This is a genomic window from Vibrio sp. 2-2(8) (genome assembly GCF_963888495.1).
In the GTDB taxonomy this organism is placed as follows: domain Bacteria; phylum Pseudomonadota; class Gammaproteobacteria; order Enterobacterales; family Vibrionaceae; genus Vibrio; species Vibrio anguillarum.
The window spans coordinates 1-20,116 of sequence record NZ_CAWPJM010000022.1; the positions used below are offsets into that span (position 1 = coordinate 1).

A 20,116-nucleotide genomic window follows, 5' to 3' on the forward strand; every position below is an offset into this window, starting at 1 on the left:
GTCACCATTGCCCTCGGTCACGGCTCCCTGCGCATCGCCACTGATGATCGCCGCGTCGTTGGTGCCCGTGATGGTCACGGTCACGGTGTGCGGCGTGCCGTCCACGCTCTGCACGGTGAAGGTCTCAACCTTGGTTTGACCCGCGCCCAGGTACTCCACTTTGCTGTTGTCGACGTTGTACGTCCACACGCCACCTTCGGTGATGCTCAGGCTGCCCAGCGGCGCGCCTTCCGTCGGGTGCGCCACCGCCGTCACGTTTGTGAGGAAGGTGTTGTCGGCGTTGTTCCCATCCTTGTCTTCCGCGGTCAGAGTGCCGCTGTCACTTAGAACGATGTCACCATTGCCCTCGGTCACGGCTCCCTGCGCATCGCCACTGATGATCGCCGCGTCGTTGGTGCCCGTGATGGTCACGGTCACGGTGTGCGGCGTGCCGTCCACGCTCTGCACGGTGAAGGTCTCAGTCAGAGTCTGGTTCTCGTTCAACGCGTCGACCTTCTCGGTGTCGTTATCCAGCACGTAGGTCCACTTGCCGTTCGCATCCACACTGAACGTGCCGTACTGGCCCGCCGCATCGGTTTGCGCCTGGAACACGTTGTCTGTGTTGTCCACGTCGCTTGCGAGCAAGGTGCCCGTCGCGGTGTTCTCCGCCGCGTCTTCGGTCACGCTGCCGCTATCATCGCCTGTGATTTTCGCGCCGTCGTTCGTACCATTGATGGTGATGGTCACCACCTGCTCGGTGCCGTCTTCCGATTTCACCGTGAAGGTTTCTGTCAGTGTCTCGTCCACGTTCAACGCATCGACCGTCTCGTTGCTGTTATCCAGCACGTAGGTCCACTTGCCGTTCGCATCCACACTGAACGTGCCGTACTGGCCCGCCGCATCGGTTTGCGCCTGGAACACGTTGTCTGTGTTGTCCACGTCGCTTGCGAGCAAGGTGCCCGTCGCGGTGTTCTCCGCCGCGTCTTCGGTCACGCTGCCGCTATCATCGCCTGTGATTTTCGCGCCGTCGTTCGCACCATTGATGCCCGTTACGATTGATCCCAAAGCACTTTGAGAATAGCTTTCTAATAGCGTTAAACTCTGTGTTTCAGAGAGGCCTAGCGCGGTGAGTGCTGACGTGGAGAATTCTGTTGCGGCTATGGTTTCCGAAGCGTCGCGAGCGATGCTGACTGAGCCCGTCGGGCTTGAACCGTTCGATTCACCCGCTGCAGTTGCAAGATCTTCGCCTAGCTGTGTTGGGTCTTGGCCTTGCTCTAATGCTGCGAAAATTTCATTGATGTCATTAGTTATATCTACGTTGCGACCATCGGCGTTAACTCTTGATATTTGTACATCATTATTATTGCCTACATCGTTTGGGGTAGCGTTACTGGCACTGATGATTATTTCACCAGGCAAGGTTTTTTCTCCTGGCTGAAGCACCCGTACATTGCCATTTGCATCCACAACGATCATCTGACCGAAAGTTAATGTTGTACCTAAAGAAAAAGAACCAAGTTCCATATAATGCCTCTAATAACTTCCGAATTCACAACGATGCGACTGTTTACATTCCTACATCTTTGCTACGTAATTTGTCATTTCTAATGGTAATAAATTAGCATTTAACACCTGTAATACAAAGGAAAAACCATTTTTACACCTTCTTATGTGACGTAGGTGGAGACTTAAGTCACACATTTATAGTTTGAATCAATATCACACTAAAGATGTACTTTATTATAAAAACAATCAACAATGTTTAATAAATGTTAATTGATTATTTGGTGTATGATTCTTTGCTAAAATCACGAATGTAATTAATATGTTACTGTTTACTGATGAGAATTTAATGTTATTTTGTTGCGTTTTTCCATCAAGCGTCTCGATAATGCAACAGCTAATGCCGTACTATTGCGGCTTAAAAGAAGTAGAAGTTCCTAGAGGAGTGCCCAAGTGAATTGGATGAATATGAAAACGTTGAGCTACGCCATCGCACTCAGCTTCCCGATCTCTGTATATAGCCAGACTCTTGAGCAAGCGGTGTCAATAACGCTTGCAACCAATCCAAATATTAAAAGTGCATATAACGAATATGTGAGTAAGCGCTATAATAGCGAAGCCTCTTCTGGTGCTTATCTTCCAAGGATCGATCTCGATGCTGGTATTGGCTACGAAGCGGTAGATTTAGCCTCTGGTACTGAAAATGAACTTACTCGTAAAGAAGCCACCATTACCTTAACCCAACTGATTTGGGATGGTTCTTCGACTTTAAACGATATTGATCGTACTTCGGCCGATGCCGAATCCGTTCGTTTCCAACTCTTAGCTGACGCTCAAGATATCGCATTAGAGGTCACTAAGGTGTATCTCGATGCAACGAAAGCGTTTGAAATACTGACACTTTCTGAAAGCAACCTCTCAGTACATAAGAAAATATATCGTGATATACAAAAGCGTGTGGAATCAGGCATTGGTTCAACCGCTGATCTTTCTCAGGTTGAAGCTCGTCTAGCTAAAGCCCATGGCAATCTTTTAGCTGCACAGAATAATCTGTTTGATATACATACCCAGTTTAAACGGTTGGTAGGTCAACCTCCTCAAGATTTAATTTTCCCTAGAGCAGACCACTCTGCTTTGCCTTTTACCGTTGATGACGCTTTAGAAAAAGCCTACCAAGATCACCCGGTCATCAAAGTAGCGCAAGCCGATGTCGATTCCGCAAAATTTCAATATAAACAAACTCAGGGAACAAATTACCCAACGTTATCTTTCGAAGCTGCACAAACATGGCGTGATGATGCCGGTGGGATAGAAGGTAGCAGCGATGAATTCTCGGCCATGATTAGGATGCGTTACAACCTATATAATGGTGGTTCAGATTCTGCGCGCACCGACAGTGCAGCCTACCAAATGAACAAAGCGAAAGATTTAAGAGATCGGACTTATCGTAGTGTTGAAGAGGGGTTGCGTTTATCTTGGAGCGCTCTTGATTTGACATTACAACAAAAAGAATTTTTAGCCGACCATGTTGATTCTGCTTCAGATACGGTTATTGCTTATGAAAAACAATATAAGCTCGGCAAGCGAACACTATTGGATGTGTTGAATACTGAAAATGAGCTTTTCGAAGCAAGAAAAGGTTATCTCGATGCCAAATACGATGAACAGTATGCAAAATACCGTGTTATGAATGCAACTGGGTCATTGTTGAGTTCGTTGAGAGTGGATACACCCAAAGAGTGGCATGATGCGGTGGAGTACTAACATGTTGAAATACTTATGGCCAATGATAGCGAGCTTACTCTTTATCACCTCGACGGCTTCATCTGCTAGAGATGGTTATCCATATATTGATATGCCACTCGCTGATCAAATAGACGATTTACGTGACGATGATTTTGACGGCGTGATTAATGCCAGAGATTTGTGCCCCGAAACACCATTGAAGTCAGAGATCGATAATGATGGTTGTGGCACTTTCATTAAAACCGAAGAGCAACTCCAGCTTAGAATTCTGTTTGCGAATGATTCAGCAATAGTCAACCCTGTGTTTCTAAGTCAAATACGGTCAATGGCCAATTTTCTCAAGCAATACCCTTCAGCTTCGATTGAATTACAAGGTTATGCCAGTAAGGTTGGGAATCCAGGTTATAACTTAGAGTTATCGAAAAACCGAGCTTATAATGTCGAGAAGGCGCTTGTTAGTTACGGCATTAGCCATACTCGTGTCCGTATTGTTGGTTTTGGTGATACTGAACTGACAGAAAATAGTGATGATGATATTAGCCATGCGATGAATAGAAAAGTTGTCGCCACTGTCGTCGGCCACAAGGGTTCGGTGAAAGAAGAGTGGACCATTTTCACCAAACGCGAGCGTTGAAATCGATATTTATCGAGGATTGGGGCGTTTTCGCCCCTTTTTTCTGTCTAAAATTGTAATGAGTTTACTAGCACAAAATGCTATCCTTGCGCGTCATCACCTTATGAGATAAAGATAATGAGCAAATTAACTGCTGACCTTCAAGCAAACTTAGAATTGTTTATTGAACAAACAAAAGAGACCCAACTAGTATGGGGCTTAAAAAATGAAGATGGTTGGCTGGCATGCGACTCGACAGAATTTGAAAGTAGTGAAGTTATGCCCTTTTGGTCAACCAAAGAAGATGCACAAACTCACAACGTTGAAGAGTGGTCTGACTTCGAAGTGTTAGAAATCCCTCTCGATATTTTCGTAGAAGATTGGTTGATTACCCTTGATGAAGATGGTGTATTAATTGGCACCAACTGGAATGCAAGCTTAGAAGGTAAAGAAGTAGAACCTGCAGATTTGGCCAAAATGTACCTTTAGTACCTTGAACTATTTAGTACCTTGAGCTAAATAATGGGTGTTCTATTTGCACGCTATTCCATTCGCAAACACTAGAACACCCGTTTAAATTTCACTTGATCTATGCGTTGATTATTAGATACATCATAAAGTTACAGATTGCTTTTGGTGAAGCGCATTCATCACCAACGCTTTGTTTACTAAATAATCGTTTAAACCCGCTTTACGTAGCTCACATGATGGGCAATCGCCACAACCATCACCAATAATACCGTTATAACAAGTCAGTGTTTCGTGTCTTATGAGTTCGAGAGCATCATGTTGATCCGCCAATGCCCAAGTTTCTGCTTTGTTTAGCCACATTAAAGGAGTACGAATGTTGAATGGGCGATCCATCCCTTGCACCAAAGCACTGTTCATCGCTTTAACAAAATCATTTCGGCAATCCGGATAGCCAGAAAAGTCTGTTTCACAAACACCAGTAATCACCTCATCTGCACCTATTTGATACGCGTAAATACCCGCAAGGGTCAAAAACAGAATGTTACGTCCCGGCACAAACGAGTTCGGTAACCCATTCTCTTGTAACTCGTGTGATACTGGAATATCGTCACGAGTAAGTGAACTGATCGCCAACTCATTGAGTAAGCTGACATCCATGACTTTATGTGCAGCTACACCTAACTTTTTCGCTAAGGTGCTGGCAACCTCAATCTCGAGTTTATGGCGTTGGCCATAATCAAAAGTGATGGCGTGCACTTCATCAAACTCTTTTAATGCCTGAACCAAACAGGTTGTTGAATCTTGGCCACCACTAAATACCACAACGGCTTTTTTCATTTTCCTCTCCTCAGGCAATACTTAAATATTTATGCGTTTGAATCGATAAACGCCAGTTCCTCGCAATGCATGTTTCAATGCACAATTGGGTTGCCCGCTCTTTCTGACTAATAGGCTGTAAAGCAATCACTGTTGAATCAGGAACTTGCGCTCGCAGCAATAACGCATCTAGCTGTTCAATATCTTTAGCCGTTGCGACGGGGTGCTTGATCTCATTTGCTCTTAACAGAGCTGAGTCGAGTACAGGCAGTTTGCCCTTCATTGCAATTTTTGGTGACACTGTCACCCATGTGTTTGCCGAGGTTTGAACCGGGAATGTGCCGCTGGTTTCAATTTGAATGTGACATCCCATTGCCTCAAATGCTTGCGCAAGTGGACGCAGATCATAAATACACGGTTCACCGCCCGTAATTACAATATGTTTAGCATGATAACCCTGTGTTTTATAGAGCGACACCATCTCTTCTGCACTGACTGAGCACCAAGTTGGGCTATCTTGGGTTTTGGCTAGCACGTCATTGATTGGGCGTTCATCTTGCGGCGTTGCATCCCACGTCTGCTTTGTATCGCACCAAGCACATCCCACTGGGCATTTTTGCAAACGAATAAAAACCGCAGGAACGCCGGTATGCACGCCTTCACCTTGAATGGTCTCAAACATTTCATTAATTTTGTACAACGTAAACTCAGCCTAACTCAATATCAAAAAATGCAGGTCGCTGACCTTAATAGATGCCTTGCCTTAGGTCAAACTAAACCCATCACGTGCGTAAAAATTTGACTAAATCAGTGGCGATCACATCTCAACTTGCATAAGCTGCTGGCTTTCTTCTTCACTTAATTTAGGTAAGTCATGTATAAACTCATCGCTTTAGATATGGACGGTACTCTTCTCAATAGCCAAAAACAGATCACAGCCAGAACAAAACAGGCTATAGCCAAAGCTCGTGAAAAAGGCGTAAAAGTGGTGCTGGCGTCTGGACGTCCCATTGATGGCATGCGCGATAAGTTGCAAGAACTGCATTTAAACTCAAATGAGGATTTTGTCCTTTACTACAACGGCTCAATGGTTCAAAACATTGGCAGTGGTGAAATTATTCATCACAAAATTATCGATGGCCGCTCTGCAAAATTAGTCGCTAATCTTGCAAACCAGCTTAACGTGAATACACACGCCTTTAGCCAAGTTCATGGTCTGATCACGCCTAAAATCAGTGAATATACCGAGCTTGAAGCAAGAATCAACGGACTGCCGATCACGGAAATGGATTTTGAACAGCTTGAAGATGATCATCCCATCATCAAAGCAATGATTGTGGCAGAGCCGAGCTTGCTACAGAAAGCCATTGAACAACTTCCTTCGGAACTCTATCAGCAGTTTACCATTGTACAAAGTGCACCATTCTTTCTTGAATTCTTAAACACACAGAGTAATAAAGGCGTCGGTGTCAAAGCGATTGCCGAGCACTTGGGGATCGAGGCTAAACACATTATTTGTATGGGAGATGCTGAAAATGATCATCACATGCTGCAATACGCAGGACTTGGAATTGCAATGGCAAATGCGATGGAACAAACTAAGCAGCTAGCCGACTATATTACACTCAGTAATGACAACGATGGTGTAGCAGTTGCTATAGAAAAATTTGTACTCGGTGAGTCTCACGAATAGGCATTAAAGACGCCTCAGTCGAGGCGTCTTTAATCGGGATGTTGACTAAACAACCAAGTTAAGCACGGCATTTTCGCATGAACCATGCAAAGATGAGCATGAGTATTGGCAAGCGGAGCGTCTCAACCATTAAAGAGAAAATACTGCTGTATGAAACGAGCGTGGCACCAAATAACACCACTTGATTGAGTGCTAATAACAAAATGATCAGCAGCCACATTCGTTGAAGAGTGATGTGTAGTGGTTCAGTGCTCTTTGTCATAACTAAAGCCGATGCCATCAGCAAAATGGCTAACCAAGCGGTGAAACTAGGCAAGGGCCAGATCATAGCCAGCAGTGCAACCGTGATCGTTAAACCCCACCATACCCCACGCGAACCCAGCAGTGTTCTGACGTCGGTATAAGATTGTTCATCTAAACGAACAATATGCCACGCGACCAGAGCGCCCAACAATCCACCTATCACCATATCGCTGATGAAGGCTTCCCCAATATAGAATTTGGCCAACATTAATAGCCCCATCAACACGATAAAACCCACAAACATTCGGTTGAAATCGAGATGATCAAAAGCTCGCAATAGTGATATCCCTACACCAAACCAAACTGCAATCGGTAAACTTGGAAAACCGTACCCGTAACTTTGGCAAAGTTCCAACAATGGTATATAGGCATGAGGTCTTGGTAATGCAAATCCTTGCTGAGCCACCAATGACAATAATGAACTCACGGTAACCACAAAAAATATCTTATAAACAGACTCTTTACCCAGATAACAGGCAATCACTGGAAATAAAACTATCAGCAATAAAGGATCCGTCAATTTGGTGATCCATACTGCGATTTGATAAATCGACGAACTCAGCGTATACGGCCATTCCGCGACCGTATTCTGCAATTTCATCATCCAGCCTAATTCGATTTGGTGAAACCGAGGCGCAGCAGAAACCAGATTCTCTACATAAATCACGGGTTGGCTATCCGCTTCTTGATACATGGTTTTGATCCGATCCCATTGCTCAGGGTAACGATACTGACTTGCATCAATACGATACGGATCGATCAGCATTGCGCTAGCAACCTCGACACCATAATGAGGAGCAAACCAAATAGGCAACTCATGTCCATTACGGCTATTTTTTGACTCAAAAGCAATCACATCGGAATCACTACGACAGCTGTAAACGACAGCCGTATCCGTATACCCCAACGTGCGCCCTACCGTTACAACAAGGCCCGTTTCTTCCCATGTTTCTCTTTGCGCGGCCAATTCTGGAGATTCACCGGGAGATATCGTCCCTCCTGGCAATGAAATCTGCTTGGTGATCACCTCGTTAACGAGCACGATCTTATGATCGGCTTTAACTAGGCATAGAGCACCACGAATATTATCTGGTAGCGTTACGGGTTGTTGAGCGACACCAACACTTGACCAGAACAACGACAGCAAACAGACACTCAACAATGAAAACTGTTTTAACACATTAAAAATCCATGATTATTATTATCGAATTACTTGCTATCGATTGACTTTCTTAACCAATGTATATGCGATGAAAAACCAGAACGTTGATAAAAAGATTGCGCTCCTTGGTTAAAATCCCACACTTCGACAAAGACTTGGGTAATACCGTACTCTTTTAATGTCTGCTCCATTTTTTGAAACAACTGCTGTGCGATATGCTGCTGACGATATTGTGGCTCAACGTAAAGCTCATCAATACTGCCCATTGGTACCGCTTTGCTCACGCTTGAAATTAACTCGCAAAAGTGACCCGATATAAATCCCACAATTTGACTGTCTATTTTGGCAACGTAAACCAAACATTCCGGATCATCTAAATAACGAGCAATACTTTTTTCTTGTTCAATCTCTTCTGCTGTTTTGAAATGCTCAGGGCAAGCAAGGTGATGCTCATGATGAAGGTCATACATCAACTGATTCAGTTGCGGTAAATCACGATCACAAGCAGGAGTTATGATAACTAACGACATATTTCGCGCTCTGAATGAATAAAGCTTTGGCCGTGATTCTATAAGATAGTGATTAAAAAATATATCTTCATGCGTAGTGTTTTTGGTCGATTGAGCGCTAATCTCGTCTTAGAACTAAGACAGATGAACTAAGAGAAACAAATAAAATGCGGATGGCAAATTGGCAATAAAAACGCCTCATTCATCTGAGGCGCCTCGATTAATCGTCAACTATAGGGTAACCGCTAGTGATGGAGCGCTTTTTCTAACTCACTCAAGCTCATTGGGTCATCAATTGTTGAAGGGACAGCATACTCTTCGCCATCGGCAATTTGTCGAATGACGCGACGCAGAATTTTACCAGAGCGCGTTTTGGGTAAACGATCAACAATTAACGCATGCTTAAAGCACGCTACCGCACCAATTTCACTGCGCACTTTGTTAACAAGTTCTTGTTCCAACTCGCGCTCATCCACCTTAACGCCATCTTTGAGTACCACCAACCCTAACGGCAACTGCCCTTTCAGCTCGTCATACACTCCGACGACAGCACATTCGGCAACCGCAGGATGAGCACCGACGATTTCTTCCATCTCCCCCGTAGATAAACGATGGCCTGCAACGTTTATCACATCATCAATTCGCCCCATGATGAAGAGATAACCCTCTTCATCCAAATAGCCACCATCACCAGAAACATAGTAACCGTCAAATTGAGCAAGGTAACCGGACTCAAATCGTTCGTGATCACGCCATACCGTCGCTAAACAACTTGGTGGTAAGGGGCGTTTCAACGCCACAAACCCTTGTTGATTGGCGGGCATCACTTCACCTAGCTCATTGAGAATCTCAACCTGATAGCCGGGAATCGGTTTTGTTGCTGACCCCGCTTTAATTGGCATCGATTCAAGCCCTATCGGATTACCAGCAATCGCCCAACCGGTTTCGGTTTGCCACCAATGGTCAACTACTGGCTTTTTAGTGTGCTGCTCTACCCATTCAAGTGTCGGCGGGTCAAGACGCTCTCCGGCCATAAAAATAGTGGTTAAAGTGGATAAATCATAATGTTTGAGTAGATCGCCATTGGGATCTTCTTTTTTGATGGCGCGAAAGGCGGTAGGCGCAGAAAAAAGCACGTCCACCTTATACTCTTGGCACACTCGCCAAAATGCAGCCGGATCCGGTGTGCGCACTGGTTTACCTTCATACAAAATAGTGGTGCAACCGTGAATCAAGGGCGCATAAACAATGTAAGAGTGACCGACTACCCACCCCACGTCCGACGCAGCCCAAAAAACACCTTGTTGAGGCATATTGTAGATGGTTGACATGGAGTACTTCATCGCAACCGCATGACCACCGTTGTCGCGCACCACCCCTTTGGGTTTGCCTGTTGTACCTGATGTGTAAAGAATATAAAGCGGATCGGTCGCCAAAACCGGCACACAATCATGCGGCGGCGCTTCTTTAACGGCTCGATTCCACTCTAGATCTCGCTCATTATTTAAGTCAGCCACATGCTCCGAGCGTTGTAACACCACCACTTTTTCCGGCTTCCATTTGCTGTCTAAAATGGCACGGTCAACTAAGGGTTTGTAGGGTAAAATCTTATTGATTTCGATACCGCAAGATGCCGTCATGATCACTTTCGGTTCAGCATCTTCAATACGCACCGCTAATTCATTGGGTGCAAAACCGCCAAAAACGACAGAGTGAATCGCGCCAAGCCGTGCACAAGCGAGCATCGCCATCACTGCTTCCGGGATCATTGGCATATAAATGATCACCCGATCGCCTTTAGCAACACCTTGCATTGCCAGCATTCCCGACACTTTCGCTACCTGATCTCGTAATTGTGTATAGCTGTATTGACGCTTTCTTCCGGTCACTGGGGAATCATAAATCAGCGCGGTTTGCTCACCTCGCCCCTGTTCACAATGGAAATCTAGCGCCAACCAACAGGTATTGAGTACACCATCGGTAAACCAGCGTTCAATGCCATGTTCATCTTTTTGTAAGATAGTTTGGGGAAACTCAAACCACTCAATCTGCCGAGCTTGAGCCTGCCAAAATGATTCAGGTTCAGATTGAGCCCATTGATATTCCTTTAAATATGCCGACATAACATTTCCCTTAACATGATTCGAGGCTTAGCGATGGACTCGCACACAACCTTCCATTAACACCCGCGCGCTGCGGCTCATACTGGCTTTCTCTATTCCCCAATGACCCTCTCGTAAAACGGCTTTAGCGCCCACTTTCAGCGTACCGGATGGATGACCAAAAGTGACCGATTCTTTTGCTCCACCGCCCGCCAACATATTCACTAACGTCCCTGGGACACTGGCCGCTGAAGCGATGGCCACGGCGGCCGTTCCCATCATCGCATGATGCAGTTTTCCCATAGACAGAGCGCGCACCACAATATCGACATCGTTCGCCGATACCGCTTTACCACTGGATGACAAATAGGATTGCGCTTTTGCCACAAACGCTACTTTAGGCGTATGTTGGCGCAGTTGGGCTTGTTCAATATGCTCAATCAAACCCATTTTCACAGCGCCATAAGCGCGAATCGCTTCAAACATCGCCAAGGCATGATCATCATTGTTGATAGTCTCTTGCAGTTCAGTACCTTGATAACCGATGTCGTGTGCATCGATAAAAATCGTCGGAATGCCCGCATTAATGAGCGTTGCATTCAAGGTTCCCATGCCGGGGATTTGCAGTTGGTCGAGCACATTTCCGGTTGGGAACATCACACCGCTATCATCGGCAGGATCGAGAAAATCAACCGCAATTTCGGCGGCGGGAAAAGTCACCCCATCGAGTTCGAAATCGCCACACTCTTGCACTTCACCCTGCTCAATTGGCACATGAATAAGAATGGTTTTGCCAATGTTGGCTTGCCAAACGCGAACCGTCACTACACCGTTATTAGGGATCCGTTCTGGGTCGATAAAACCGCTGTGAATCGCAAATGGCCCTACCGCCGCAGAAAGGTTACCGCAGTTGCCGCTCCAGTCTACGAACGCTTTGTCTATCGAAACTTGGCCGAACAAATAATCCACATCGTGATCGGCTTGCTCACTTTTGGATAGAATCACGGCTTTGCTGGTGCTAGAACTTGCGCCGCCCATTCCATCAATTTGTTTGCCATAAGGATCGGGGCTACCAATGACACGCAACAGCAGTTGATCTCGCGCCTCTCCCGCTTGCTGAGCCTCTTTGGGTAAATCTTCAAGCCGAAAAAACACACCCTTACTGGTGCCGCCGCGCATATACATCGCCGGAATTTTTAATGAGTTACTCACCTGATACTCCTTTATCCTTAGCGTCATTGAGCCAGAAAATCTTGCGCAAAACGCTGCAATACGCCACCAGCCTGATACACACTGACTTCATCAGCCGTGTCTAAACGACAAGTCACCGTAACCTTCTGCTGTTCGCCCTTATTTGCGCCTTGCGTACGAGTGATCACCAAGCTTAAGTCGACGCTCGGCTTAATATCTCCCACCACATCATAAAGCTCAGTACCATCGAGTTGCAGTGTGTGGCGGTCTGTTCCCCTTTTAAATTGCAGTGGCAGAACACCCATCCCGACTAAATTCGTGCGATGGATCCGTTCAAACCCCTCGGCAACAATGGCTTCAACTCCCGCCAAACGTACACCTTTCGCCGCCCAATCACGTGACGAACCTTGCCCATAATCGGCCCCAGCAATAATGATCAATGGCTGCTTACGATCCATATAAGTCTCTATCACTTCCCACATGCGGGTAACCAAGCCTTCAGGTTCAATGCGCGCCAACGAGCCTTGCTTTACTTTGCCCTCCTCTTGCACCATCTCATTGAACAGTTTGGGGTTAGCAAAAGTGGCGCGTTGCGCGGTCAGATGGTCACCACGATGCGTGGCATAGGAGTTAAAATCTTGCTCCGGAACGCCCATTTTGAGCAAATATTCCCCAGCGGCACTGGTCGCTAAAATTGCGTTCGATGGCGATAAATGATCCGTAGTGATGTTGTCACCTAAAATCGCCAAAGGTCGCATGGCCGACAGCCGACGTTCACCCGCTAACGCACCTTCCCAATAAGGCGGACGACGGATATAAGTGCTCATGGGGCGCCAATCATAAAGTGGCTTTTGTTTGGCCATGTGCTCATCTAATTTAAACATCTGAATGTAGATTTGTTTGAACTGTTCGGGCTTAACATGGCGCGCCACCACATCATCGATCTCTTCATCGGTTGGCCATAAGTCATTGAGGTAAATCGGCTTGCCTTGCGCATCTATTCCCAACGCGTCTTTTTCAATATCAAAACGAATCGTACCCGCAAGTGCATACGCCACCACCAATGGCGGAGAGGCAAGAAAAGCCTGCTTCGCATAGGGATGGATGCGGCCATCAAAGTTTCGGTTACCTGATAGCACAGCCGTCGTATAGAGATCGCGTTCAATGATTTGCTGCTCAATCATAGGATCAAGCGCGCCACTCATGCCATTACAGGTAGTGCATGCATAAGCGACAATGCCAAAACCTAGCTGTTCTAGTTCAGGCAGCAGGCCAGCTTCCTCTAAATAAAGTTTGGCTACTTTTGAGCCCGGTGCAAAGGAGGTTTTGACCCAAGGTTTGCGAACCAAACCCAATTGATTGGCCTTTTTCGCCAGCAACGCGGCGGCCACGACATTGCGCGGATTACTGGTATTGGTGCACGAAGTAATGGCGGCGATGATCACTGCGCCATCAGGTAATTCGCCTTCTTTGGTTTGCCACGCCCCCGCAATACCGCGCTCGGTCAGTTCGCTTGTCGGCAAACGGCGATGAGGATTCGAAGGCCCGGCTAAATTGCGCTGTACACTTGAGAGATCAAATTCCAGCACCCGTTCGTATTGCGCTTCAATCAAATCATCGGCCCATAAGCCGCTTTGCTTAGCGTACTGTTCAACCAAGGCTACTTGCTGTGCGTCTCGACCCGTGAGTTTGAGATAGTTGATGGTTTGCTCATCAATATAGAACATGCCTGCGGTTGCACCATATTCAGGTGTCATATTGGAAAGCGTTGCGCGATCGCCAATCGTCAATGCGCGAGCGCCTTCTCCGAAAAACTCCAGATAACAAGACACCACGCGCTGATTTCGCAAGAACTCCGTAATGGCAAGCACAATGTCGGTCGCGGTGATCCCCGCTTGGCGTTGACCGGTTAGTTTAACGCCGACAATATCGGGCAAACGCATCATCGAAGGCCGACCTAACATCACTGTTTCAGCTTCTAACCCACCGACGCCAATCGCCAACACACCTAATGAATCGACATGAGGAGTATGGCTGTCAGTACCGACACAAGTATCTGGAAATGCTAAGCCGTTTTTCACTTGGATGACGGGCGACATTTTTTCTAAGTTAATCTGGTGCATGATGCCATTGCCTGCCGGAATAACGCTGACATTTTCAAAGGCGGTTTTGCACCATTCGATGAAGTGAAAGCGATCTTCATTGCGGCGATCTTCAATCGCACGGTTTTTTTCAAACGCGTCAGCTTCGAAGCCGGCATGTTCAACCGCGAGTGAATGATCAACAATCAGTTGCGTTTCCACCACAGGGTTTACTTTGGATGGATCACCGCCTTGCTGAGCGATCGCGTCTCTTAACCCCGCCAAGTCCACTAAAGCGGTTTGTCCTAAAATGTCGTGGCACACCACACGCGCCGGATACCACGGGAAGTCGAGATCGCGCTTACGCTCAATCAGCTGTTTCAGCGAATCAACCAATGTGTGCGGCTCACAGCGGCGGACTAAGTTTTCCGCCAGTATCCGTGAGGTATAAGGCAGCCGATCATACGCTCCGGCTTGGATATCATTGACCGCTTCTCGTGCATCAAAATACTCCAGCGCGGTCACTGGTAATACTTTTTTGTATTGGCTGTTGATCGTTTGATGACTCATCAATTCCACCCATAAAACTGTCTATTCGAAACATTGTCTATTCAAAACATCGTCTAGCGAGCTAGGTTTTACCTGCCATCAAACCATACACCAAAGGAGCATGGCTTGATTTCATCCCATTAACGCTGCTCTATTGGTATCCACTCTTGATGTTCAGGACCGTCATAATCGGCACTTGGGCGAATAATTCGGTTATTAGCGCGCTGCTCAAACACATGAGCGGCCCAGCCGGTTAATCGACTCATCACAAAAATAGGGGTAAATAATGGCGTAGGAATACCCATAAAATGGTAGGCCGAAGCGTGGAAGAAATCCGCATTACAAAATAGGTTTTTCTCACGTTTCATCACCGCTTCAACACGTTCTGATACCGCGTACAAATGCGTATCACCCACCGCTTCAGATAACGCTTTTGACCAACGTTTGATCAATGCGTTACGCGGGTCACTTTCACGATAAATAGCATGACCAAAACCCATTATTTTGTCTTTATTAGCCAACATTTGCAGAATATTGGCCTCAGCTTCGTCCGGTGTTTGCCAGCGTTCGATCATCGCCATCGCCGCTTCATTGGCTCCACCATGCAACGGGCCACGCAGTGTGCCAATCGCCCCGGTTACGCAAGAGTGAATATCTGACAGCGTAGAAGCACAGACGCGCGCGGCAAACGTTGATGCATTAAACTCGTGCTCTGCGTACAGAATCAATGAGCAATGCATCACCTGCTTATGCAGCTCGCTCGGTGCTTTTCCTGTCAGCATTTTTAAGAAGTAGCCACCAATGCATGCTTCGCTTTGATCTTCAGTGTCAATCCGGATGCCTTGGTGGCTGAAACGATACCAATAACAGATAATAGCGGGGAAAAGTGCCAACATCCGTTCGGTCGCACTCAACTGCTCAGCAAAACTGTGCTCGGTTTCAAGGTTGCCTAAAACTGAACAGCCGGTGCGCATTACGTCCATTGGATGTGTACTGGCTGGTAGCAGCTCTAGCGCGGCTTTTAACGGCTGCGGTAAACCTCGTAATCCCATTAAGCGGGTTTTGTACTGGTCAAGTTCACTTTGATTAGGTAAATGGCCAATCAATAACAGATGAGCGACCTCTTCAAACTGTGCATGGTTGGCAAGATCGGTGATGTCATAACCTCGATAAGTTAGACCCGTCCCAGTTTTTCCGACAGTACATAAAGCGGTGACTCCCGCGCTTTGACCGCGCAGACCTGCGCCGCCCAGTGGTGCGTTTGACATGTTGAACTCCTTTTCCTTTGTTTTTATTATTCCTTTGATGAAAAAAGCTCGTCGAGCTTATCTTCGTAATCGTGGTAATTGAGATAGTCATACAGCTCGCTACGGGTTTGCATGCTATCGAGCAAAGCTTGTTGATTGCCCTGCTCTAATAAATGGCGATAGACATTCTCAGCCGCTTTATTCATCGCACGAAACGCACTCAATGGGTAAAGCACCATATCCACTTTCACTTGAGCAAGTTCTGCACATGGGTAGAGCGGCGTCTGACCAAACTCAGTAATGTTGGCTAAAATCGGTACTGACTTACCACAAGCTGCGCTTAACGCGGTGGAGAAACGATCGTACTGCTCAAGAGTGGTCATCGCTTCGGGGAAAATCATATCGGCTCCGGCCTGCACGCAAGCAATGGCACGTTCAATGGCGCTATCAATGCCTTCCACCGCTAACGCATCGGTGCGCGCCATGATCACAAACTCTGGGTTCACTCGTGCATCTACCGCAGCTTTAACGCGGTCAACCATCTCTTGCTGGCTGACGATCGCTTTATTAGGGCGGTGCCCGCAGCGTTTCTGCGCAACTTGATCTTCCATATGCACGGCAGCAGCGCCCGCTTTTTCCATCGCTTTGATAGTGCGAGCAATGCTAAATGCGCCGCCAAAACCGGTATCAATATCCACCAACAAAGGCAAATCACACGCATTGGTGATGCGCTCAACATCCACCAGCACATCATTTAATGTGGTGATACCTAAATCGGGCAAACCATACGAAGCGTTAGCGATGCCACCACCCGACAGATAAATGGCTTGGTGGCCTAAACGTTTGGCCATCATTGCGCAATAGGGATTGATCGTGCCGACAATCTGCAGTGGATCATTTTGTTGAACAGCGAGTCTAAATTTCGCCCCCTGACTTAAGCTCATGAGATTCTCCTAATCAGTCATTTGGTTATCGCCCTTATTCAAGGCCGCTCTATGCGTGGTTCTTGGTTTTCTTCATTGCAGGCATGATTATTTTCTGCCCGCCGCCCTGTGGCTTACTCTTTTACTATCTGCTGTTCAATCAAGATTCGACTGCCCGAAATATGGCGTCGCATCAACATCTCAGCCAGTTCTTCATCGCCGTTTTTGATCGCTTGTAGAATGTATTTGTGCTCATCCAAAGCCTCCTTCGGACGTGAATGTGAGCGTGGCGATTGATAACGATACATGCGCAGTAAGTGATAGAGCTCATCACACAATAAAGTCACTAATTTATGATTACGGCTGGCTTTGATGATGCGGTAATGAAAGTCAAAATCACCGTGTTGATGAAAATAGGAAGCCCCTTCGACTTGCTCAATATGATTCGAATGTGTCGACAATAACGCCTCTAGCCCTTGTAATTCAGAGGGCGAAATGTTGCGCGCCGCTAACCTTGCCGCCATACCCTCTAGCGCTTCGCGTACTGCATAAAGCTCCACCAACTTACCGGGTGATAACTCAATGACTCGCGCGCCCACATGTGAAACACGTTCGATCAACCCCAAGCCTTCCACACGCATTATCGCTTCACGCAGTGGCCCACGGCTGACTTGAAAACGTTTGGCGAGTTCGGGTTCTGAAATCTTGCTGCCCGGTGCTATACGCCCTTCAACAATCGCCTCAATCAGATACTCCGTAAGGTTTTCCGATTTGGTGTTCTCTTTTTCTCGTTCAACAGCGTGTGATTTTGTATCAGTACTGTTTAGTGTTAGTGCACTATTCATCTTGTTATCGCTCACAGGTTGGATTCATGCTGAGGCGCAAAGCACTCACACACTTATATGTGTTAACAATTATTAAAACTTATTGTTAAAATAGACCATAAAACCATCGATAATCAATAAAATTGTCGACACATTAGACTAATGTATAAGAAACTTAATGATTAAATTTGAACCCGAAGAAGATAAAACTCTGTGAGCTTGAAAAGAGAAAAGTGTCGATTTCGCAGATAGAATAAGCAGTGCAACCCATTACCGATGACACGGCCGTCACTTATGAATCTTTGCAAGAGAATCACGCACTCTCCTTTTGGTTACGCTCTCGCCTGCTCGTTGCTCTTATCTGGATGCATTGCTTACAACAGTAAACCGAAAAATCCGCGCAGCTACCCACTACTGAGTGAGGCGATCTATTCTGAAGATGATCTTTCATTGGCAGACAACCCAAATATTATTCGCACGGCAATAGAGCAGAATCAATCGGTTACGATCAATAACCTCAACGCGCTAACAAGCCAGTTACCTATTGTTTTTCCTGAATTAAATTTACACCTTGAGCAAGAACACTCATTTGATGCTCGCTTATTTCAAAGCGCAGTACAGCAACTTGTTGCTCAATTTGCTTGTGAATTGTACAGCAGCCAGCAAATGTCCGATTCGGTTCAAATGTGTGCAAACGATGGCCGTGTAACACCGAACAACTTAGGTTATTTGCCTTTCCAGCAAGGCAAGTATTCGGGTGAGCGCTTAACGGTTCATCGACATTCTCAACCGCAAGGTTCTCAATCGCAAAGTGTAGCCGTTGATCTCTATCTTAAAAGCACATCGGAGCGACCATTGAGCTCAATATGGGGCTCGACGCATACTTTAGGGCGGTTCCATGGTTCGCACTTTTCATCGGACAGTGTGGTACTCACCGTCTACTTCGAAGGGCATGTGTTAGATGAGCGCCATCAATGGCAAGCCCAATATCCCGAACCTTTGATCTTTTTCTTACTGCTGCCCAGTATCACGACCTTACTTCAACAAGGTAATGACGCCTCAGCTGCGCAATTTGCAATGAATAACACCCGTTTACTGCTCGTAGATAGTGAGACAAGACGCTAGCGAAGACTCGTCACACAACGCAGCAAAATAACGCCGTGAACTTTATGAACAAAAACGTTTTTATGCCCTATATTGTTTTTATCTACGCATTAGAGACAAACCTGTAACAGGTTATTAACTTAACGTATCTGCATTAGATCATTGATGCAGTCATGATAACAACGATAAGCACCCTATCTCCGCCTGTAGCATTCAGTCACAAACGCTCCAAGGTAAAGATGAAGATGCGCCCTACATAAGGAACGTGAATATGTTTAAGCAGTTCAAACCAACCCTCACTGCATCCATTCTGGCTGCAACCTTTTCTATTAGCAGCTTCGCCGCTGATATTGAGAAACTTCACATTTTAGTACCCGGTGGCGCGGGTGGTGGTTGGGACATGACGGCTCGTGGTACAGGTGATGTACTGATGAAAACCGACATTGTCGGCAATGTGTCTTACCAAAACTTATCCGGTGGTGGTGGTGGTAAAGCGATTGCACACCTAATTGAAACCGCAGACCGCCAAGAAGATACCTTGATGGTCAACTCTACACCGATTGTTGTTCGTTCTTTATCCGGTGTTTTTCCACAATCCTTCCGCGATTTAACACCGATTGCCGCCACCGTTTCTGATTATGGCGCTATCGTTGCTGCGGGCGATTCAAAATACAAAACGTGGGAAGATGCGGTTGCCGATTTCAAAGACAACCCGCGTAAAGTGAAAGTCGCTGGCGGTTCTGCTCGTGGCAGTATGGATCACTTAGTCGCCGCAGCCGCTTTCAAAGGGCAAGGGTTGGATCCAAAAGAAGTTCGCTACATCGCCTATGACGCGGGTGGCAAAGCCATGGCGGCACTACTTTCTGGTGAAACACAACTGCTTTCAACAGGCTTAGGTGAAGTGCTTGAAATGTCCAAGTCTGGCCAAGTGAAAATTTTGGCGATCACCGCCCCTAAACGTTTGGAATCTGCCCCGAATATTCCAACATTAACTGACTATGGCAACCCAACCGTCTTTGCTAACTGGCGCGGCTTCTTCGCAGCTCCTGGGATCAGCCAAGAGAAGATTGATCAGTGGAACGCAGCATTAGCGAAAATGTACACCACCGATGAATGGAAAATCGTCCGCGACCGTAATGGTTGGATCGATAACTATCAAGCGGATAAAGAGTTTTACGCCTTCTTAGAAGCCCAAGAGAAAGAGATGGGTGATCTGATGCGTGAGCTCGGTTTCCTGAAGTAAGGTCGCTAAGGGGACAGTTCCTTGCCTTGTCCCCGCTAGCAACACTTTTGCCGTGTG

At 46.5% G+C, this 20,116-nt stretch carries 17 protein-coding genes; 6 read left to right on the plus strand and 11 right to left on the minus strand.

Annotation, left to right across the window (positions count from 1 at the left end):
* Positions 1 to 1,503, minus strand: a 1,503-nt coding sequence (locus AACV12_RS06440) for a retention module-containing protein (RefSeq protein WP_170900052.1), incomplete at its 3' end; no start/stop codon positions are given.
* 432 nt (positions 1,504 to 1,935) lie between these two features.
* Between AACV12_RS06440 and AACV12_RS06445 the strand changes: the two genes are divergently transcribed.
* The 3 genes from AACV12_RS06445 to AACV12_RS06455 all read left to right on the plus strand — a co-directional run bounded on the left by AACV12_RS06445 (position 1,936) and on the right by AACV12_RS06455 (position 4,330).
* Positions 1,936 to 3,246 carry a TolC family outer membrane protein gene (locus AACV12_RS06445; RefSeq protein ID WP_013856940.1) on the plus strand — a complete coding sequence of 437 codons (1,311 nt, stop codon included), beginning with the start codon at positions 1,936 to 1,938 and terminating at the stop codon, positions 3,244 to 3,246.
* Positions 3,227 to 3,862, plus strand: a complete 636-nt coding sequence (locus AACV12_RS06450) for an OmpA family protein (protein ID WP_170900053.1) — start codon at positions 3,227 to 3,229, stop codon at positions 3,860 to 3,862. The genes AACV12_RS06445 and AACV12_RS06450 overlap by 20 nt, the downstream gene beginning before the upstream one ends.
* Before the next feature lie 117 nt (positions 3,863 to 3,979).
* The gene (locus AACV12_RS06455; protein WP_013856942.1) at positions 3,980 to 4,330 is read left to right on the plus strand and encodes a DUF2750 domain-containing protein; all 351 of its coding nucleotides are present in this window, start codon (positions 3,980 to 3,982) and stop codon (positions 4,328 to 4,330) included.
* 123 nt (positions 4,331 to 4,453) lie between these two features.
* On the opposite strand, the gene queC is transcribed toward AACV12_RS06455, so the two are convergent.
* Positions 4,454 to 5,149, minus strand: coding sequence for a 7-cyano-7-deazaguanine synthase QueC (gene queC, locus AACV12_RS06460; protein WP_170899192.1), 696 nt, complete (start codon positions 5,147 to 5,149; stop codon positions 4,454 to 4,456).
* A 10-nt stretch (positions 5,150 to 5,159) separates the two neighbouring features.
* Complete coding sequence (queE, locus tag AACV12_RS06465; protein WP_170900054.1) at positions 5,160 to 5,810, minus strand: 7-carboxy-7-deazaguanine synthase QueE; 651 nt, start codon at positions 5,808 to 5,810, stop codon at positions 5,160 to 5,162.
* Positions 5,811 to 6,002: 192 nt separating this feature from the next.
* Between queE and yidA the strand changes: the two genes are divergently transcribed.
* Positions 6,003 to 6,821 carry a sugar-phosphatase gene (gene yidA, locus AACV12_RS06470; protein WP_013856945.1) on the plus strand — a complete coding sequence of 273 codons (819 nt, stop codon included), beginning with the start codon at positions 6,003 to 6,005 and terminating at the stop codon, positions 6,819 to 6,821.
* Positions 6,822 to 6,879: 58 nt separating this feature from the next.
* Here the strand turns inward: yidA and AACV12_RS06475 are convergent, their stop codons facing one another.
* The 8 genes from AACV12_RS06475 to AACV12_RS06510 form a co-directional block, all read right to left on the minus strand.
* Positions 6,880 to 8,304, minus strand: coding sequence for an NUDIX domain-containing protein (locus tag AACV12_RS06475; RefSeq protein WP_170900055.1), 1,425 nt, complete (start codon positions 8,302 to 8,304; stop codon positions 6,880 to 6,882).
* A 29-nt stretch (positions 8,305 to 8,333) separates the two neighbouring features.
* Positions 8,334 to 8,816, minus strand: coding sequence for a GNAT family N-acetyltransferase (locus AACV12_RS06480; protein ID WP_017046144.1), 483 nt, complete (start codon positions 8,814 to 8,816; stop codon positions 8,334 to 8,336).
* Between the two features lie 224 nt (positions 8,817 to 9,040).
* Complete coding sequence (locus AACV12_RS06485; RefSeq protein WP_170900056.1) at positions 9,041 to 10,918, minus strand: propionyl-CoA synthetase; 1,878 nt, start codon at positions 10,916 to 10,918, stop codon at positions 9,041 to 9,043.
* Positions 10,919 to 10,945: 27 nt separating this feature from the next.
* The gene (prpF, locus tag AACV12_RS06490) at positions 10,946 to 12,136 is read right to left on the minus strand and encodes a 2-methylaconitate cis-trans isomerase PrpF (protein WP_170900057.1); all 1,191 of its coding nucleotides are present in this window, start codon (positions 12,134 to 12,136) and stop codon (positions 10,946 to 10,948) included.
* Positions 12,133 to 14,739, minus strand: a complete 2,607-nt coding sequence (gene acnD, locus AACV12_RS06495) for a Fe/S-dependent 2-methylisocitrate dehydratase AcnD (protein ID WP_170900058.1) — start codon at positions 14,737 to 14,739, stop codon at positions 12,133 to 12,135. The genes prpF and acnD overlap by 4 nt, the downstream gene beginning before the upstream one ends.
* A 119-nt stretch (positions 14,740 to 14,858) precedes the next feature.
* On the minus strand, positions 14,859 to 15,986 hold the full coding sequence (gene prpC / locus AACV12_RS06500) for a bifunctional 2-methylcitrate synthase/citrate synthase (protein WP_170900059.1): 1,128 nt from the start codon (positions 15,984 to 15,986) through the stop codon (positions 14,859 to 14,861).
* A 26-nt stretch (positions 15,987 to 16,012) separates the two neighbouring features.
* Positions 16,013 to 16,909, minus strand: a complete 897-nt coding sequence (prpB, locus tag AACV12_RS06505; protein ID WP_017046149.1) for a methylisocitrate lyase — start codon at positions 16,907 to 16,909, stop codon at positions 16,013 to 16,015.
* A gap of 113 nt (positions 16,910 to 17,022) precedes the next feature.
* Entirely contained in the window at positions 17,023 to 17,733 is a 711-nt protein-coding gene (locus AACV12_RS06510) for a GntR family transcriptional regulator (RefSeq protein ID WP_026028009.1), read from the minus strand.
* A 273-nt stretch (positions 17,734 to 18,006) separates the two neighbouring features.
* Here AACV12_RS06510 and AACV12_RS06515 point away from each other — a divergent pair, with 273 nt between their 5' ends.
* Both AACV12_RS06515 and AACV12_RS06520 read left to right on the plus strand, forming a co-directional pair.
* Positions 18,007 to 18,837, plus strand: coding sequence for a hypothetical protein (locus AACV12_RS06515; protein ID WP_170900060.1), 831 nt, complete (start codon positions 18,007 to 18,009; stop codon positions 18,835 to 18,837).
* Between the two features lie 250 nt (positions 18,838 to 19,087).
* Positions 19,088 to 20,059, plus strand: a complete 972-nt coding sequence (locus tag AACV12_RS06520) for a tripartite tricarboxylate transporter substrate binding protein (RefSeq protein ID WP_017047673.1) — start codon at positions 19,088 to 19,090, stop codon at positions 20,057 to 20,059.
* Positions 20,060 to 20,116 lie beyond the last annotated feature (57 nt).

Coding starts and splice junctions, on each gene's coding strand:
- AACV12_RS06450 (WP_170900053.1), top strand. CDS start 3,227: ATGATGCGGTGGAGTACTAACATGTTGAAATACTTATGGCCAATGATA.
- AACV12_RS06455 (WP_013856942.1), top strand. CDS start 3,980: ATGAGCAAATTAACTGCTGACCTTCAAGCAAACTTAGAATTGTTTATT.
- queC (WP_170899192.1), bottom strand. CDS start 5,149: ATGAAAAAAGCCGTTGTGGTATTTAGTGGTGGCCAAGATTCAACAACC.
- queE (WP_170900054.1), bottom strand. CDS start 5,810: ATGTTTGAGACCATTCAAGGTGAAGGCGTGCATACCGGCGTTCCTGCG.
- yidA (WP_013856945.1), top strand. CDS start 6,003: ATGTATAAACTCATCGCTTTAGATATGGACGGTACTCTTCTCAATAGC.
- AACV12_RS06480 (WP_017046144.1), bottom strand. CDS start 8,816: ATGTCGTTAGTTATCATAACTCCTGCTTGTGATCGTGATTTACCGCAA.
- AACV12_RS06485 (WP_170900056.1), bottom strand. CDS start 10,918: ATGTCGGCATATTTAAAGGAATATCAATGGGCTCAATCTGAACCTGAA.
- prpF (WP_170900057.1), bottom strand. CDS start 12,136: ATGACGCTAAGGATAAAGGAGTATCAGGTGAGTAACTCATTAAAAATT.
- acnD (WP_170900058.1), bottom strand. CDS start 14,739: ATGAGTCATCAAACGATCAACAGCCAATACAAAAAAGTATTACCAGTG.
- prpC (WP_170900059.1), bottom strand. CDS start 15,986: ATGTCAAACGCACCACTGGGCGGCGCAGGTCTGCGCGGTCAAAGCGCG.
- prpB (WP_017046149.1), bottom strand. CDS start 16,909: ATGAGCTTAAGTCAGGGGGCGAAATTTAGACTCGCTGTTCAACAAAAT.
- AACV12_RS06510 (WP_026028009.1), bottom strand. CDS start 17,733: ATGAATAGTGCACTAACACTAAACAGTACTGATACAAAATCACACGCT.
- AACV12_RS06515 (WP_170900060.1), top strand. CDS start 18,007: ATGAATCTTTGCAAGAGAATCACGCACTCTCCTTTTGGTTACGCTCTC.
- AACV12_RS06520 (WP_017047673.1), top strand. CDS start 19,088: ATGTTTAAGCAGTTCAAACCAACCCTCACTGCATCCATTCTGGCTGCA.